The organism is Microbacterium sp. AG1240 (genome assembly GCF_003635115.1).
Classification (GTDB): Bacteria; Actinomycetota; Actinomycetes; order Actinomycetales; family Microbacteriaceae; genus Microbacterium.
The window spans coordinates 221,439-235,465 of sequence record NZ_RBXJ01000003.1; the positions used below are offsets into that span (position 1 = coordinate 221,439).

14 protein-coding genes and 1 tRNA gene are annotated in these 14,027 nt (G+C 69.3%); 5 read left to right on the forward strand and 10 right to left on the reverse strand.

The genetic code is table 11. The features are described from left to right. Positions 1–58 precede the first annotated feature (58 nt). Positions 59–298 (reverse strand): cell division protein CrgA, encoded by a 240-nt coding sequence (locus DEU34_RS13205; RefSeq protein ID WP_121150989.1) that lies wholly within the window; start codon positions 296–298, stop codon positions 59–61. A gap of 53 nt (positions 299–351) precedes the next feature. Between DEU34_RS13205 and DEU34_RS13210 the strand changes: the two genes are divergently transcribed. The 3 genes from DEU34_RS13210 to DEU34_RS13215 are packed head-to-tail and all read left to right on the forward strand — an operon-like array spanning position 352 to position 1,969. Next, entirely contained in the window at positions 352–1,155 is an 804-nt protein-coding gene (locus tag DEU34_RS13210; RefSeq protein ID WP_259460162.1) for a class E sortase, read from the forward strand. Then, complete coding sequence (locus DEU34_RS16330) at positions 1,155–1,310, forward strand: hypothetical protein (RefSeq protein WP_183042483.1); 156 nt, start codon at positions 1,155–1,157, stop codon at positions 1,308–1,310. Before DEU34_RS13210 ends, DEU34_RS16330 begins: the two co-directional genes overlap by 1 nt. Then, positions 1,307–1,969, forward strand: coding sequence for an aminodeoxychorismate/anthranilate synthase component II (locus tag DEU34_RS13215; protein ID WP_121150991.1), 663 nt, complete (start codon positions 1,307–1,309; stop codon positions 1,967–1,969). The genes DEU34_RS16330 and DEU34_RS13215 overlap by 4 nt, the downstream gene beginning before the upstream one ends. Here DEU34_RS13215 and pknB read toward each other — a convergent pair. Genes pknB through DEU34_RS16335 form a run of 7 tightly spaced genes read right to left on the reverse strand, consistent with a single transcriptional unit; the run spans position 1,953 to position 10,873 of the window. Further along, entirely contained in the window at positions 1,953–3,692 is a 1,740-nt protein-coding gene (gene pknB / locus DEU34_RS13220; protein ID WP_121150992.1) for a Stk1 family PASTA domain-containing Ser/Thr kinase, read from the reverse strand. The genes DEU34_RS13215 and pknB overlap by 17 nt on opposite strands. Beyond that, complete coding sequence (locus tag DEU34_RS13225) at positions 3,689–5,434, reverse strand: serine/threonine protein kinase (RefSeq protein ID WP_121150994.1); 1,746 nt, start codon at positions 5,432–5,434, stop codon at positions 3,689–3,691. The genes pknB and DEU34_RS13225 overlap by 4 nt, the downstream gene beginning before the upstream one ends. Further along, entirely contained in the window at positions 5,431–6,888 is a 1,458-nt protein-coding gene (locus tag DEU34_RS13230) for a penicillin-binding protein 2 (RefSeq protein WP_121151577.1), read from the reverse strand. Before DEU34_RS13230 ends, DEU34_RS13225 begins: the two co-directional genes overlap by 4 nt. 52 nt (positions 6,889–6,940) lie before the next feature. Beyond that, positions 6,941–8,338: an FtsW/RodA/SpoVE family cell cycle protein gene (locus tag DEU34_RS13235; protein ID WP_121150996.1), complete on the reverse strand. Its 1,398-nt coding sequence runs from the start codon at positions 8,336–8,338 to the stop codon at positions 6,941–6,943. Then, a complete protein-coding gene (locus DEU34_RS13240; protein ID WP_121150998.1) occupies positions 8,338–9,576 on the reverse strand; it encodes a PP2C family serine/threonine-protein phosphatase in 1,239 nt (412 codons plus the stop codon). The genes DEU34_RS13235 and DEU34_RS13240 overlap by 1 nt, the downstream gene beginning before the upstream one ends. Before the next feature lie 17 nt (positions 9,577–9,593). Beyond that, complete coding sequence (locus DEU34_RS13245) at positions 9,594–10,136, reverse strand: FHA domain-containing protein (protein ID WP_116646983.1); 543 nt, start codon at positions 10,134–10,136, stop codon at positions 9,594–9,596. After that, positions 10,136–10,873, reverse strand: coding sequence for a DUF3662 and FHA domain-containing protein (locus DEU34_RS16335; protein WP_183042484.1), 738 nt, complete (start codon positions 10,871–10,873; stop codon positions 10,136–10,138). The genes DEU34_RS13245 and DEU34_RS16335 overlap by 1 nt, the downstream gene beginning before the upstream one ends. Positions 10,874–11,127: 254 nt before the next feature. Between DEU34_RS16335 and DEU34_RS13255 the strand changes: the two genes are divergently transcribed. After that, a tRNA-Leu gene (locus DEU34_RS13255) sits at positions 11,128–11,211 on the forward strand. Between the two features lie 175 nt (positions 11,212–11,386). Here DEU34_RS13255 and DEU34_RS13260 read toward each other — a convergent pair. Beyond that, positions 11,387–12,319, reverse strand: coding sequence for an ROK family protein (locus DEU34_RS13260; RefSeq protein WP_121151002.1), 933 nt, complete (start codon positions 12,317–12,319; stop codon positions 11,387–11,389). A gap of 13 nt (positions 12,320–12,332) precedes the next feature. Further along, positions 12,333–13,559, reverse strand: coding sequence for an alanine racemase (locus DEU34_RS13265; RefSeq protein ID WP_121151003.1), 1,227 nt, complete (start codon positions 13,557–13,559; stop codon positions 12,333–12,335). Between the two features lie 66 nt (positions 13,560–13,625). On the opposite strand from DEU34_RS13265, the gene DEU34_RS13270 reads away from it, so the two are divergent. After that, the gene (locus DEU34_RS13270; RefSeq protein WP_121151005.1) at positions 13,626–14,024 is read left to right on the forward strand and encodes a RidA family protein; all 399 of its coding nucleotides are present in this window, start codon (positions 13,626–13,628) and stop codon (positions 14,022–14,024) included. The last annotated feature ends 3 nt before the right edge of the window (positions 14,025–14,027 follow it).

Consider the following 14,027-nt stretch of genomic DNA (forward strand, 5'->3'; position numbering starts at 1 on the left):
AGTTATCCACAGTTCCATCCACACCTGGGGATGAATCACACCGGTGTAATTCGGTGCGTCAGCGCCAGCGGGTCGTCATCAGGAACCCGATGAACGCGATTCCGAAGCCGATGACGAGGTTCCATGCGCCGATCCCGGGGATCGGGTACTGCATGTTGCTCAGGTAGAAGAAGAGAACCCAGACCAGCCCGACGAGCATGAGCCCGATCATGACGGGCTTGAACCACACCGGATTCGGTGCGGCTTCGCTCTCACTGCGCTCGGCGATCGGGTCTTCGCCACTCGTGGTTCGTGCCATGCCGTCAGTCTAACTCCACGGTGCCATTCATCCCGGTGTGGGAGAATCCCTGCGTGCAGACCCTCGAAGACGCCCCACCGGCCACGCGCCGCGAGCGTCGCGCGACGCCGCCTCCGAAGCGGCGTCGGCGGGTCTCGGTCATCGGGGTCATCGGCGAACTGCTGATGACCGCCGGCGTCATCATCTTCCTCTACGTCGCGTGGCAGATGTGGATCGGTGACGTGATCACCGGCGCGCAGGCGAATGCCGCCAGCCAGGAGCTCTCCCAGAACTGGGCTCAGGAGTACGACCCGGCCCCGCCGATCGCCGATCCCTCGGTGCCCGAGCCCGAGGCCGTCACCGCCGAGCCGCCGGTCCTGCCGCAGCCGGCCGACGCCGAGACGTTCGCGGTGATGTACATCCCGCGCTTCGGGGCGGACTACTCGCGGGAGGTCGCCGGCGGAACCACACGACCCCGCACGCTCGACACCGATCGCATCGGTCACTACACGGACGCCGCCATGCCGGGCCAGGTTGGCAACTTCGCCGTCGCCGCGCATCGCACGACGTACGGCGCCCCGTTCAATCGCCTCGCCGAGCTGCACGTCGGCGACGCGATCGTGATCGAGACGCAGGCGGGGTGGTACACCTACCGCTTCCGCACCCTCCAGTACGTGAAGCCCACGGAAGTCGACGTGTTGCTCGATGTGCCGCAGGCCCCTGACGTTCCCGCGGGCGAGCGATACATCACCCTGACGAGCTGCAGCCCGATGTTCTCTTTGGCAGAGCGGATTGTGGGCTACGGACTCTTCGAGAGTTTCAGCCCTCGTACCGCGGACGGCGCACTGCCCGCCTCACTCACGGAAGCGGTGGTCTGATGTACGGCGCATTGTGGCGGCTGCTGCCCGGGCCGTGGTTCGTGCGGTTGTTCATCCTCCTGATCCTGATCGCTGCGGCGCTCTACGGGCTCTTCTTCTACGCGTTCCCGTGGGTGAGCTCGTTCGTCAATCCGCAGGATCCCACCTTCGGGTGAGCGCGCTGCGCGTCCTCGTCGTCGACAATCACGACAGTTTCGTCCACACCCTCGTCGACTACCTGGCCGAACTGGGTGCGATCGTCACGATGGTGGAGGCGGATGCGATCGACCCGTCGGTGGAGCTCGCGCACCACGATGCGGTGCTGGTCTCGCCGGGTCCGGGCGATCCCGCCGACGCCGGGGCGTCGATCGCGGTGGTCACGGAAGCCGCCGAACGCGGCCTCCCGCTTCTCGGCGTCTGCCTCGGTCATCAGGCCATCGGTGCGGCCTATGGTGCGCGGGTCGTCCACGCTCCCGAGCTGATGCACGGAATGACCTCCGACGTGCGGCATGACGACAGCATCCTGTTCGCCGGACTCCCCGACCCCTTCACCGCGACGAGGTATCACTCGCTCGCCGTCGACGAAGCCTCTCTCCCGAGCGAGATCGTGGTGACCGCCCGCACCGGGTCGGGCGTCGTGATGGCCCTCGCCCACCGCAGCCTGCCGATGTGGGGCGTGCAATTCCACCCCGAGAGCATCCTCACCGAGGGCGGGCACCGTCTGCTCGGCAACTGGCTTGAGGCAGCCGGGAGCGTCGAGGCCGCAGAGCGCGGGCGGATGCTGCGACCGAGGCGGTCGGACTCCGCTCAGCGCGATGTCAGCCGGAGCAGCTGATCAGCACGATCTCCGACCGCACGGGAACCTCACCCGGAGCGAGTGACTGCGTGCGCACGGTCGGCGGGTTCGTCGTCGGGCAGCTGGGGTCTTGCTCCGTCAGGACGGTGAGACCGATGTCGGCGCTCTCGAGCAGGCGCTTCGCCGCGTCGACCGTATAGCCCGTGTAGTCGACGATCACCACCCTGCCGCTGGCGACCACGAGGTTGACGGTGCTGCCGACGCCGACCTTCGTGCCCGCGACCTGGTCGGCTTCGAGCACCGTGCCCGCTGCCGCCCCGGGGTCGTTGCGCTGGGTGATCGTGCCGATGGTGAGTCCGGCCTCGGTGAGGGCGGCACGTGCCGCGTCTTCGGGGATGCCGTTGAGGGTCGGGACGGTCGAGGTGGCCTCGCCCTGCGAGACATAGACCGTGATCATCTGCTGCGGACTGACGGACTCGCCCGAGCCGGGGTCTGTGCGGATGACGTTGCCCTCCGTCACGGAGTCGCTCGGTTCATTCACGCGGGACGCACGCAGATCGTTCTCGCCGAGCACGTCTGCCGCGCGGTCGTAGGCCATGTCGACGATGTCGGGCACGACGCGGGCGTTGCTCGGAACCTCGTCGGCCGGTCTGATCGAGAGCACCCAGAAGAGCACCGAGACGAGGAGCACCGCGAGCAGCGCGACACCCGCCCACACCCACGCGACCGGGGGCCCCGCCTGCGTGCGACGCATCGTGGTGTCGGTGCTGAGCTGGCGCAGCGATCGCGCCGTCTCCGCGGCCTGTCGCGGATTGGGTCCGTACAGTTCGCTCGTCAGTGCGCCGAGCTGTCGTTTCGTCGGGGCCTTGCCGCCGACCGCGGCGTCGAGCGCCTCGCGGAAGGCCGCCGCATCCGGGTACCGCTGGAAGGGGTCCTTCGCCAGAGCACGGAGCACCACGGCGTCCAGGCCCCGGGGCACCGCCTCGTTCAGCTCTGAGGGCGGCACGGGGGTCTCGCTGACGTGCTGGTAGGCGACGGCCACCGGGGTGTCGCCCCGGAACGGCGGGCGTCCGGTGAGCAGCTCGTACAGCACGACGCCCGCGGAGTAGAGGTCGGCGCGGGCATCGACCGGCTCGCCCTTCGCCTGCTCGGGCGAGAAGTAGGCGGCCGTTCCGATGATCGCGGTCGTCTCGGCGACGGTCGACGACGAGTCGGAGACGGCTCGGGCGATGCCGAAGTCCATGACCTTCACCTCGCCGCGCCCGGCCTCGGCGGTCGACCCGGCGCTGTGCTCCTCGGAGGCGTCGGTGATCATGACGTTGCCGGGCTTGATGTCTCGGTGCACGACGCCGGCGCGGTGCGAGTACTCGAGCGCTTCGAGGATGCCGTCGACGTAGCGGAGGGCGTCTGCGGTCGGCACCGGACCCTGGTCGATGACGTCTTTCAGCAACGAGCCGTGCACGAGCTCCATGACGATGTACGGCACGGGTCGCGTCTGACCGTCGGCGCCGACCTCGGTGGCCTCTCCCGCATCGAAGACACGGACGATCGTCGGGTGCGCCATACGCGAGGCGGCCTGGGCCTCGAGACGGAACCGGGTGCGGAACGCCGCGTTGTCGGCGAGCTCGCGCTTGAGGATCTTGATCGCGACCGCGCGTCCGAGGGTCAGGTCGTATCCGCGATAGACCGTCGCCATCCCGCCGCGACCGATGAGGTCGTCGACGCGATAGCGCCCTGACAGGACGCGCGGTTCCGAGGTCACGGAGTGGAGCTCGTGGTCGGGCTCGGAGTGTTGGCCGCGGCGATCGGCGCGTTGGCCTCCGCCGACGATCCCGAGGTGCGCTCCGTGTTGCTTCCCGTGCACGTGACCGTGTAGCTGACCGTGAGCGTCTGACCGGGGGCGTTGGCGACCTCGATCTGCGCGTTGCGGTCGTTCGGACCGAAGACGGCCGTCGACTGCCCGTTCGTCGCGAACACGCCGTTGATGGCGGTCAGCGTGTAGGCGCTGACGGTCGGCGTGCCGGCCGGGCAGCTGTAGCCGGTCCAGTTCGCCGTCGCCGTGCTCGACGGGGTCACCGACGCCGGCAGCGTGGGGTTGCCCGGGGTCGGCATGGGGGTCTGCTCGGCGTAGGTGGTGACCGTGATGGTCGCGCCCTCGGCGACACCGCCGGTCGGGTTGACGGAGTAGACGACGCCGACCTGGTCTTCGCTGGTCGCGGCGTTGCCCGGCTGGCAGTTCGCGACGAGTCCGGCATCCTCGAGGATGCCGCGCGCCGCGTCGCACGTCTGGCCGACCAGCCCGAGCGAGCTCACGTCGACCCGGGTCTCGGAGGGGGACGGGGCCGGCGACGCACTGGACTGACTCGGACTCGGCGAACGCGGCGGGGTCGCCGAAGACGAGGTCGGATCGGGCGCGGGGTCGTCGTTGTTGACGACCATCGCGAAGATCGTGCCGCCGATGACGAGCACGAGCAGCACGATGAGCGCGATCAGCGGCCACGTCCACGGGCTGCGCTTCTTCTTCGGCTCGTCGGTCAGGGTGTCGTCCGCCACGTCGACGACCGCGGGCGCGGCCATCAGGCGCGTGGCGGCGGAGGTGTCGGACCCCGGGGTGAGCAGCTGCGTGAGTTCGTCTGCGCCGGCGGCCCCCGCGATGGCGGGGACGGCGGCGGTGGCTGCCGTGAGATCACCGCGACGCAGAGCGGATGCTGCGCGCGCGACCGCAGCGGCGGAGGCGGGGCGCTCCTCCGGCTTCTTCGCGATCATGGCCATGACGAGGTTCTGCACCGGCACGGCGACGGTCGGCGGGAGGGGCGCGGGCGTCTCGTTGATCTGCGCCATCGCGATGGCGACCTGCGATTCGCCCGTGAAGGGCCGCTTTCCGGCGAGGGCCTCGTAGGCCACGATGCCGAGCGAATAGATGTCGGTGGCCGGCGACGCCGCGTGGCCCGAGGCCTGCTCGGGCGAGAGGTACTGCACGGTGCCCATGACCTGACCGGTAGCCGTCAGCGGCACCTGGTCGGCGATACGGGCGATGCCGAAGTCGGTGATCTTGACGCGACCGTCGGGGGTGATGAGGAGGTTCCCCGGCTTGATGTCGCGGTGGACCAGACCCGCCGCGTGGGCGGCCTGGAGCGCGGACGCGGTCTGCGCGACGATGTCGAGCGTCTTGTCGGTCGAGAGGGAGCCCTCGCGCTCGATGATGGTGGACAGGGCTTCGCCCGGAACTAGTTCCATCACGAGGAAGGCGCTGCCGTCCTCCTCGCCGTAGTCGAAGACGCTCGCGATGCCTTCGTGGTTGACGAGTGCGGCGTGACGGGCCTCGGCGCGGAAGCGCTCGAGGAACCCCGGGTCGCCCATGTACTCGTCTTTGAGGATCTTGATCGCGACCGTACGGCCGATGACGTGGTCGGTCGCTTCCCAGACCTCGCCCATCCCGCCGATAGCGATCCGCGAGTCCAGTTCGTAGCGTCCTCCGAAGGTCGCACCCTGTGTTGGTCTCATCTTCCCAGCACCGCCTCCATGACCTTCTTCGCAATCGGTGCCGCGAGGGTGTTCCCGCTGCCCGACTGTCCCTTACCACCGCCGTCTTCGACGACTACCGCTACCGCGACCTGGGGGTCGTCCGCGGGGGCGAATCCGGTGAACCACAGCGTGTACGGCGAGTTGTCGCCGTTCTCCGCGGTGCCGGTCTTTCCGCCGACCTCGACCCCGTCTATTCTTGCACCGGACGCCGCGCCGTCACTGACATTGGCGACCATCATGCCCACCATCTCGTCGGCGAGTGCCTGGTCCAGCGCGCGGCCGTACTCGCTGTCGGACGCGGTCTCCTGCACCGACAGATCCGGCGCGATGACCGAGTCGATCATGCGGGGGTTCATCACGAGCCCGCCGTTCGCGATACCCGCCGAGACCATCGCCATCTGCAGTGGCGTGGCTCGCACATCGCCCTGGCCGTAGCCGGAGAGGGCGGTGCGGGCGTCGTTCTCGAGACGGGGGTACGCCGAGGCGGTCGATGCCAGCGGGATCTCGAACGTCGAGTTGAATCCGTACTTCTCGGCCTCGGTGCGGATCGCGTCCTGACCGAGCTCCACGGCGAGCTCGGCGAACGGGATGTTGCAGCTCAGGCGGAGCGCGTCGGCGATCGTGACGGTGTCGCCGCCGCCGCACGCGCCGCTGCCGGCGTTGCTGATGGAGGTGGACGTTCCCGGGAGCGTGTAGCTCGACACGTTGGGCAGCGTCGACTGCGGTGTCCAGTCGCCGCTGGCGAGGGCGGCCGAGGCCACGACGAGCTTGAACGTCGAACCGGGCGGGTTCAGGTTGCCGCCGATCGCCCGGTTGAAGAGCGGATTGCGCGGGTCTGCCTGCAGCTGGGCGTCGGCCGCGTTGACGGCGGCGACGTCGTGGGACGCCAGAGCGTTCGTGTCGAAGCTGGGGCTGGTGACCATCGCGAGGATGCGTCCGGTCTTCGGCTCGATCGCGACGACGGCGCCCTGCAGGTCGCCGAGCGCGTCGTATGCCGCGCGCTGCACCTCGCCGTCGAGCGAGAGCACGATGTTCGACCCGCGGGCCGCCTGGCCGGTGACGATCTGATCGATCCGCTGCAGGAACTGCTCGGGCGCGGTGCCGCTCAGGGCCCTGTTCTCGGTCTGCTCGAGACCCGTGCGCGAGTCGAGCACGGGGTTGAGGTAGCCGGTGACCGGCGCCCACATGTCGGCGTCGACGTAGAGGCGCTGCCAGCGGTACACGTCGTCGGCGGGCACGGACGAGGCGATCGCGGTGCCGTCGACGATGATCGACCCTCGCTGCACCTCGTAGGAGTCGTAGCGGGCGCGGGTGTTCTGGGGGTTCTCGGCGAGCGATCCCGACTGGACGACCTGGATCACGCTCGTGGAGGCGAACAGCGCGATGAACATCAGGAGCATCACGATGCTCAGACGGCGGAGCTCTTTCGTCATCGGGTCGTGCCTCCCTTCGTCGTTCGATGCGTGGTCGTGGTGGGCTGCACGCTCATCCGATGACCACCCGGGGTCGGCTGCGCACAGCATCCGAGATCCTGAGCAGGATCGCCACGATCAGCCAGTTCGCGATCAGCGAGGACCCGCCCGCGGCGAGGAAGGGCGTCGTCAGGCCGGTGAGCGGGATGAGCCGCGTCACGCCGCCGACCATGATGAACACCTGCAGCGCGATCGTGAAAGACAGGCCCACCGCGAGCAGTTTGCCGAAGTCGTCTTGTCCGGCGACGCCGATGCGGATGCCGCGGCTGGCGAACACCATGTACAGCGCGAGGATCGCGAAGACGCCGACGAGGCCGAGCTCTTCGCCGAGGCTCGGGAAGATGTAGTCGCTCTCCGCGACGGGCGTGAGGTAGGGGCGACCCTGGCCGAGACCGGTGCCGATGAGACCGCCCTGGGCGAGGCCGAAGATGCCCTGCACGAGCTGGAAGCTCCCGCCGACGCGGTCGATGATCTCGGTGTCGAAGGCGTTGAGCCAGTTGGCGAACCGCCAGCCCACGTAGGTGAGCACCTGCGAGGCCAGCACGGCTCCTGCCACGGCGAGGGTCACACCGATCACGACCCAGCTCGTCTTCCCCGTGGCGACGTAGAGCATGGCGACGAACATGCCGAAGATGAGCAGTCCCGTGCCGAGGTCGCGCTGGAGCACGATGATGCCGAGCGAGATCAGCCAGATCACCAGGAGCGGGCCCAGCTCGCGCGCGCGCGGCCACGTCATGCCGAGGAAGCGGGTGCCGACGGAGGTCAGGCTCTCGCGCGTTCGAACGAGGTAGCCGGCGAAGAAGATCGCGAGGGCGATCTTCCCGAGCTCGCCCGGCTGGAACTGGAAGAGGCCGCCGACCGAGATCCAGACGCTGGCGTTGGCGCCCGCGAGACCGAGTCCGGGGATGAAGGGGAGCATCAGGAGCGCGATGCCGGCGAAGCCGAAGACGTAGGTGTAGCGGAACAGCACGCGGTAGTTGCGCAGCAGCAGCACGATCGCGAGGGCTCCGGCGGTGGCGATCGCCGCCCAGACGAGCTGCCGGGCCGAGAAGGCGTCCCAGCCGAGCCGGTCGTTCGCGATGTCGAGACGGTAGATCTCCGCGATACCGAGGCCGGTGAGCAGCGTCGCGATCGGGAGGACGAACGGATCGGCGGCGCGTGCCCGCAGCCGCAGCACGATGTGCAGCGAGATCGCCAGGGCCGCGGGGACGCCCGCGTAGTAGAAGATCTGCGGGTTCAGGGTGCCCGAGGTGCCGAGTTCGACCAGTGCGACGGCGCCGGCGACGATCACGAGCGCGAAGACGAGCAGTCCGAGCTCGCGGTTGCGCTGCGTCTGCGGCACCCGCAGGCGCCGCAGCGCCTTCATGACGGTGGTGTCGGTCGTGGGTGTGCCGTCTGTGGCCGTGGTCATCATTCCCCCACCCCCGAGGTCTCGCGCAGTCGCGCGACGATCAACTGCGCGTCCGACAGCGAGCGCGCCGAGATGGTGCCCTCGACGGTCGCACGGTCGAAGTCGGGCAGGTCGGCCAGAGGGATCTGCGTGTCTTCGTACGGCGTCGAGAGCGTGATCGGGCCGATGGATTGTTGGATGCCGCGGTAGACGACGACCGTGTCGTCGTCGGCTCCGACGAAGTAGCGCGTCTGCGTCCAGTTGTAGGCGAGCACCAGGCCGACCACGATCGCGGCGACCACGAGCGCGAACCCGACGAACCAGCCCACGCGCCGCAGCCGGGCCCGACGGCGGTCTTCTTCGATGAGCTCCTCGAGGAACTCGGCGGCGGGCTCGAAGTGGGTGGGCTCGTTCGCGGCCTGACGGTTGGGGTGCAGCCATCCGCTGCGCCCGACCCGTGCGGCCGGCACCTCGATGCCGCTGGGGTTCGACGCGGAGCCGACGATCGTCGGGGTGCCGATGAAGACCGGATGCTGTCCGCCGACGTCGACGAGCACGATCGTGACGTTGTCGGGGGCGCCGCCGTCGAGGGCCTGCCGCAGGAGGAGGTCGGCGGTGCGTCCGGGCGCGAGCCCGCCGGCCATCGCTTTGGCGGTGTGCGCGTCGTCGACGACACCCGACAGGCCGTCGGAGCAGAGCAGCCAGCGGTCGCCCGGCTGCGTCGGCATGATGAACGTGTCGACCTCGGGATCGGGGTCCATGTCGCCGAGCACGCGCATGAGCACCGAGCGACGCGGGTGGTACCGCGCCTCCTCGGGCGTGATGCGACCCGAGTCGACCAGTCGCTGCACGAACGTGTGGTCGGCGGTGATCTGGGTGAGCGCGTCGTCACGGTACAGGTAGATGCGCGAGTCGCCGATATGACCGATGACCGCGTAGTCGTCGACCATGATGAGGGCGCTCACGGTCGTTCCCATGCCCGAGAGCTCCGGTCGCTGCGCGACCGTGTCGATCAGGGCGACGGCGGTATCGGCGATGCTGTCGCGCAGCGCGCGCTCGGCCTCCGCGGTAGAGGTGTAGGGCTGGTCGAGCTCGGCGAGGCGGGCGATCGCGAGACTCGACGCGACGTCGCCGCCGGCGTGACCACCCATGCCGTCGGCGACGACGAAGAGGTTCGACCCGGCGTACGCGGAGTCCTGGTTGTTGGACCGCACCTTGCCGGTGTGCGAGATCGCCGCGCTCGAGCCCTGGAAGACCATCGTGAGGAGTCCGCCGCTTACTTCCGCAGTTCGAACGTCGTCGCGCCGACCTTGATGGGCGCGCCGACGTCGATCGCGACCGGCGACGAGACGCGTGAGCCCGCGTGCCAGCTGCCGTTCGTGGAATCGAGGTCTTGCAGCATCCACTGCTCGCCCCACAGCACGAGACGCGCGTGGTGGCTCGAGGTGTAGTCATCGCGGATGACCAGGCCCGACTCGCTGGATCGCCCGATCGTCAGCGGTTCGGTGCCCAGCGGAAGCTCGAGGCCGGCCTTGGGGCCGCTGGTGATCACGATGCGCGAGACGGTCGCGGTGGTCGCCTTGCCGGTGGGTGCCGCCGAGGCGCGCGGTGCGGCGTTGACGATCTCGGTCTTGTCGCTCGGGCGGCCGGGCGCGACCGGCGCCGACGGCGCAGCCGCAGCGGGTGCCGGCTCGGGCATCTTGCGCACCTTCACGCCGAAGAGGTCGGCGCGCAGCGAGTAGACGACGGCGAACACGAAGAACCACAGCAGAACGAGGAACCCGATCTGCAGCAGGAGGTAGGTGAGGTCGGTGACCATCAGCGCGAGTCTCCTCGTCGAGTGTCGTAGGCACGCGTCGCATCGGGAACCGGCGGTCGCGGCGGCGTCGATGCCTCGGCGACGATGCGGAACACGATGTTCGTGCGGCCGATGGTGACGGTGGCGTCTGGGGGGAGCGGCGCTTCGGTGACCTTGCGGCCCTGCAGCTGCGTACCGTTCGTCGAGCCGAGGTCGCGCACCATGGCGCGCTCGCCATCCCAGAGGATCTCGACGTGCTTACGGCTGGTTCCCGCGTCGGGGATGGTGATGTCGGCATCGCTTCCGCGGCCGATGACCGTGCGCGCCGCGACCAGGGGATGCCGCTTGCCGTCGATGTCGACGACGGCGCGCCACGCGACGCTTGCGACGCTCGCGGTCTGCGACTCGACGCGGAGGGTTCCGGTCGACAGGCTCGCATCGCGCTCGATCGTGATCGTCACGGGGCCGGCGAACGAGTAGCCCTGGGTGCGGGCGTGCTTCTTCACGAGGCCGTCGAGCTCTTCGACGAGGGTCTGCCCCAGGGCGCGCATCTTCTCGTCGTCGGCGGCGGAGAGCCGCACGAGGAACGTGTTCGGCGCGAGGATGCGGTCGCGGCTGACGACGGCGGCCTTCGTGTCGAGTTCGCTGCGCAGCGCAGAGGCGATCTCCACAGGCTGGATGCCACTGCGGAAGGTCTTCGCGAACGCGCCGTTGACGGCACGTTCGAGACCCTTCTCGAAACTGTCGAGTAGCCCCACGAGACTCCTTCGGGCAGGCAGATGGTGGCTACATCGTAGTTGCCGCGGCTGGATGCCCCGTGGACGCGCGTCATTCCGTGCGTGTGCGGGGGTGTTCGGCGGTGTCACCGAGCGCTGCACCGATGCGAGATGTCGTTCAGGGGTGCGGCTCGTGACGCAGCATCCTCGGTCTCGTGCGCCTCTTCGATTCGGCGGGGCTCGACGCGTGATATTCTCGGGAAGTTGAGTGCGCGGTATCTCGGATGCTGCGCCTCGCGCGAGTGGCGGAATAGGTAGACGCGCTGGCTTCAGGTGCCAGTGCCCGCAAGGGCGTGGGGGTTCAAGTCCCCCCTCGCGCACAGACAGGCCTCTCACTTCTGTGAGAGTGGCCCGTGCGTGACTGTGGAAAAGGGTCGGTCGAAGGCAGGATCTTCGACCGGCCCTTTTCGTCTTGCCGGCGGGGTCGCCGTCGAAGAGGGCGAGCTCGGGTTGTGACGGAGCGGGATCCGGTCAGGCGGCACGTGAAGAGGATGTTCAGCGTGCGGTGGGTCGGGCACCCAGGAGATCCGCGCGATGGATCAGCGCTGCGGCGCCCACGAGAGGCGACTGCGAACCGAGCGCCGCCGCCTGCACGCGCAGCCCGGCGGCGTAGGTGTTGACGGCGGCGGGAGCGATCTGCTCTTGGACGAGGGCGATGTAATCGTCGGCGACCGCCACGAAGCCGCCGCCGATGACCGCCACCTCCAGGTCGAGCAGAGTGGTGGCGCTCACCAGGCCGTGGGCCACGGCTCTCGCGGAGCGCCGCACGGCGCGTCGTGCGACGTCATCGCCGTCGGCGTACGACTCGGCCAGCTGCTCGCCGGTCGACCCCGACCATCCGTGCGACCGGGCCCAGGCGATCGTCGCCGGCCCGGATGCGACACCCTCCACGGTTGCGCCCCGGAGGTCGTGATCGGGATCACCGATGAGCATCTGGCCGAGATGGCCGGCGTTCCCGGTGCGCCCGCTGACCAGTCGTCCGTCGCTGATCAGTCCGCCGCCGACGCCGGTGGAGACCACCATGACCAGTGCGTTGTCGGTTCCTCTCGCCGCTCCGTAGGCGTATTCGGCGAGAGCGATGCACGTGCCGTCGAGGCGCACGGAGACGCGGTCGAGACCGCTCGCGGCGCGGACGACGTCGCCGAGCGGGTAGTCCACGAGCGCGGGCAGGTTGAGCGGACTGACGGCACCGCGACCGAGATCGATGGGGCCGGCAGAGCCGACGCCGACGGCCGAGACGTCGGTCGCGCATGCGAGGGCGCTCGACACCACGGTACCGATCGCGTCGGTCGCCACCGCCGCATCGCGCGCGGCGGCCGCGCCCGTCTCGGCGCGGAACCGCGAGCCGGAGACCACTTCGCCGTCTTCACGGACGAGGGCTGCCTCCACCTTCGTGCCGCCGAGGTCGACGGCGAGGACTTCTGTCATGGCGTCAACGATGTCAGAAGTTCGTTTCGGCGAACGCCGTGATGGCTGCCCGCGGGTCGCTGCCGTCCGCGGTGACCGGAACGAGGCGCCACTTGTCGAAGGCCGTGCAGGGGTGGCTCAGCGACAGCCGCACGCGGTCGCCCACCGACAGATCGAGCGAGGCGTCGGATCTGACGTAGGCGTGCTGGTCGTCCACCGCCGCCAGGGGAATGGGCTGCACGGGGTCGGCGCCGATGCGGTCGATCGCCGGGAGGTCCTGGTCGTAGGGCACATCGCGACGGCCGGCGTCGAGGATGGCGAGACCCGGTTCCGGGCACGAGATGACGTGAGCCCAGACGTGGATGGCCGATACCAGCTCCTCGTCGCTGCCGGCCAGGGGAGACAACCGCTGGTAGAGCCCGGCATCGTGGGTCTGCACGGCCCCGGGGCGAAGCACGACCTCGGCGTCGTCGACGAGCTCGGAGAGGACGTCACCCACGACGTCGAAGTAGAGACTGCCGGAGGCGGTGACGACGGGCCGCCCACCCTCGTAGAGGCCCCGGCTCATGACGGAGCGATGCACGTCGGCCAGCCGGTGGGCCCAGGTGGTGACCGTCTCTATGGACGCCGCGTCGCGATCGTGCGCGAGGGCTCCCTCGTATCCCCCCACCCCTCGCAGCCGAAGCCGGGGGTCGCGGGAAACGACGTCGGCGAGGGCGAGGGCTTCGGCGGTCGTGCGGACTCCTGCGCGCCCTCCGGTTCCGCCGAGATCGACGACGACGTCGAACCGCGTGCCGCCTCGCGCGGCGGCCGCGCTCGCCGCGGCGATCGCGGCCTCCGAGTCGACGAAGAACAGGAGCTCGGCGCGCACGGATGCGAGAGCGTCGAGGCCGACGGGATCGATCACCTCGTTCGCGATGAGGATGCGCGTCACTGCGTGGGAGTCTGCGACGAGCGCCTGCCACGGTGTCGCGACCGTCACACCCCAGGCCCCGGCGTCGAGGGCATGCCGCCAGATCCATGGCGACATGCTCGTCTTGCCGTGAGGCGCCCAGCGCAGGCGCCTGGCGTCGTGCCACTTCGCGATCGTGCCGGTGTTGCGCTCGAGCGCGACAGCGTCGAGCACGAGAAGGGGAGTGGCGAGATCGCTCACGGCGACACCTCGTGCGACCGCGTCGTCCGTGCTGACGCCCCACAGCGCCGGGGGGAACGACTTGTGCTGAGGACCGATGACCGTGGACGGCGAAGAGGGGGTGCTCATTTTGTAAGGATAGTATGCAAGAAACGGGCGGGCGCTCCGACGTCCGCTCCCGAGCGGAGGAAACTCATGAGCAATCAGGTCATCTACACCGACGCCGCACCCCAGCCGGCTCCCGTGCTGTCGCAGGGCGTGCGCCGCGGACCGTGGGTGCAGGTTTCGGGTCAGGGACCCGTGGACCCGGCGACCGGCGACTTCGTCGAGCTGGGCGATGTCGCGGGCCAGACCCGCGCGGTTCTCGAGAACATCCGCACCATCCTGGAAGCGGGGGGCGCCTCCGTCGGCGACCTCTTCATGGTCCGCGTGTACCTCACGGCGCGCGACGACTTCGAGGAGATGAACAGGGCGTACGGCGAGTTCTTCGCCGCGTACGGCGTCACCGACTTCCCCGCGCGCACCACCGTGTTCACCGGGTTGCCCCACGAGCCGATGCTGGTCGAGATCGACGGGCTCGCTCTGATCGACTGATGC

Bases quoted from the DNA above. Each gene is read 5' to 3' on its own strand.
- DEU34_RS13230 (WP_121151577.1), bottom strand. From the start codon at position 6,888: ATGACGAAAGAGCTCCGCCGTCTGAGCATCGTGATGCTCCTGATGTTC.
- DEU34_RS13270 (WP_121151005.1), top strand. From the start codon at position 13,626: ATGAGCAATCAGGTCATCTACACCGACGCCGCACCCCAGCCGGCTCCC.
- DEU34_RS13205 (WP_121150989.1), bottom strand. From the start codon at position 298: ATGGCACGAACCACGAGTGGCGAAGACCCGATCGCCGAGCGCAGTGAG.
- DEU34_RS13265 (WP_121151003.1), bottom strand. From the start codon at position 13,559: ATGAGCACCCCCTCTTCGCCGTCCACGGTCATCGGTCCTCAGCACAAG.
- DEU34_RS13235 (WP_121150996.1), bottom strand. From the start codon at position 8,338: ATGACCACGGCCACAGACGGCACACCCACGACCGACACCACCGTCATG.
- DEU34_RS13260 (WP_121151002.1), bottom strand. From the start codon at position 12,319: ATGACAGAAGTCCTCGCCGTCGACCTCGGCGGCACGAAGGTGGAGGCA.
- DEU34_RS16330 (WP_183042483.1), top strand. From the start codon at position 1,155: ATGTACGGCGCATTGTGGCGGCTGCTGCCCGGGCCGTGGTTCGTGCGG.
- DEU34_RS13245 (WP_116646983.1), bottom strand. From the start codon at position 10,136: ATGGTCACCGACCTCACCTACCTCCTGCTGCAGATCGGGTTCCTCGTT.
- DEU34_RS13225 (WP_121150994.1), bottom strand. From the start codon at position 5,434: ATGAGACCAACACAGGGTGCGACCTTCGGAGGACGCTACGAACTGGAC.
- DEU34_RS13240 (WP_121150998.1), bottom strand. From the start codon at position 9,576: ATGGTCTTCCAGGGCTCGAGCGCGGCGATCTCGCACACCGGCAAGGTG.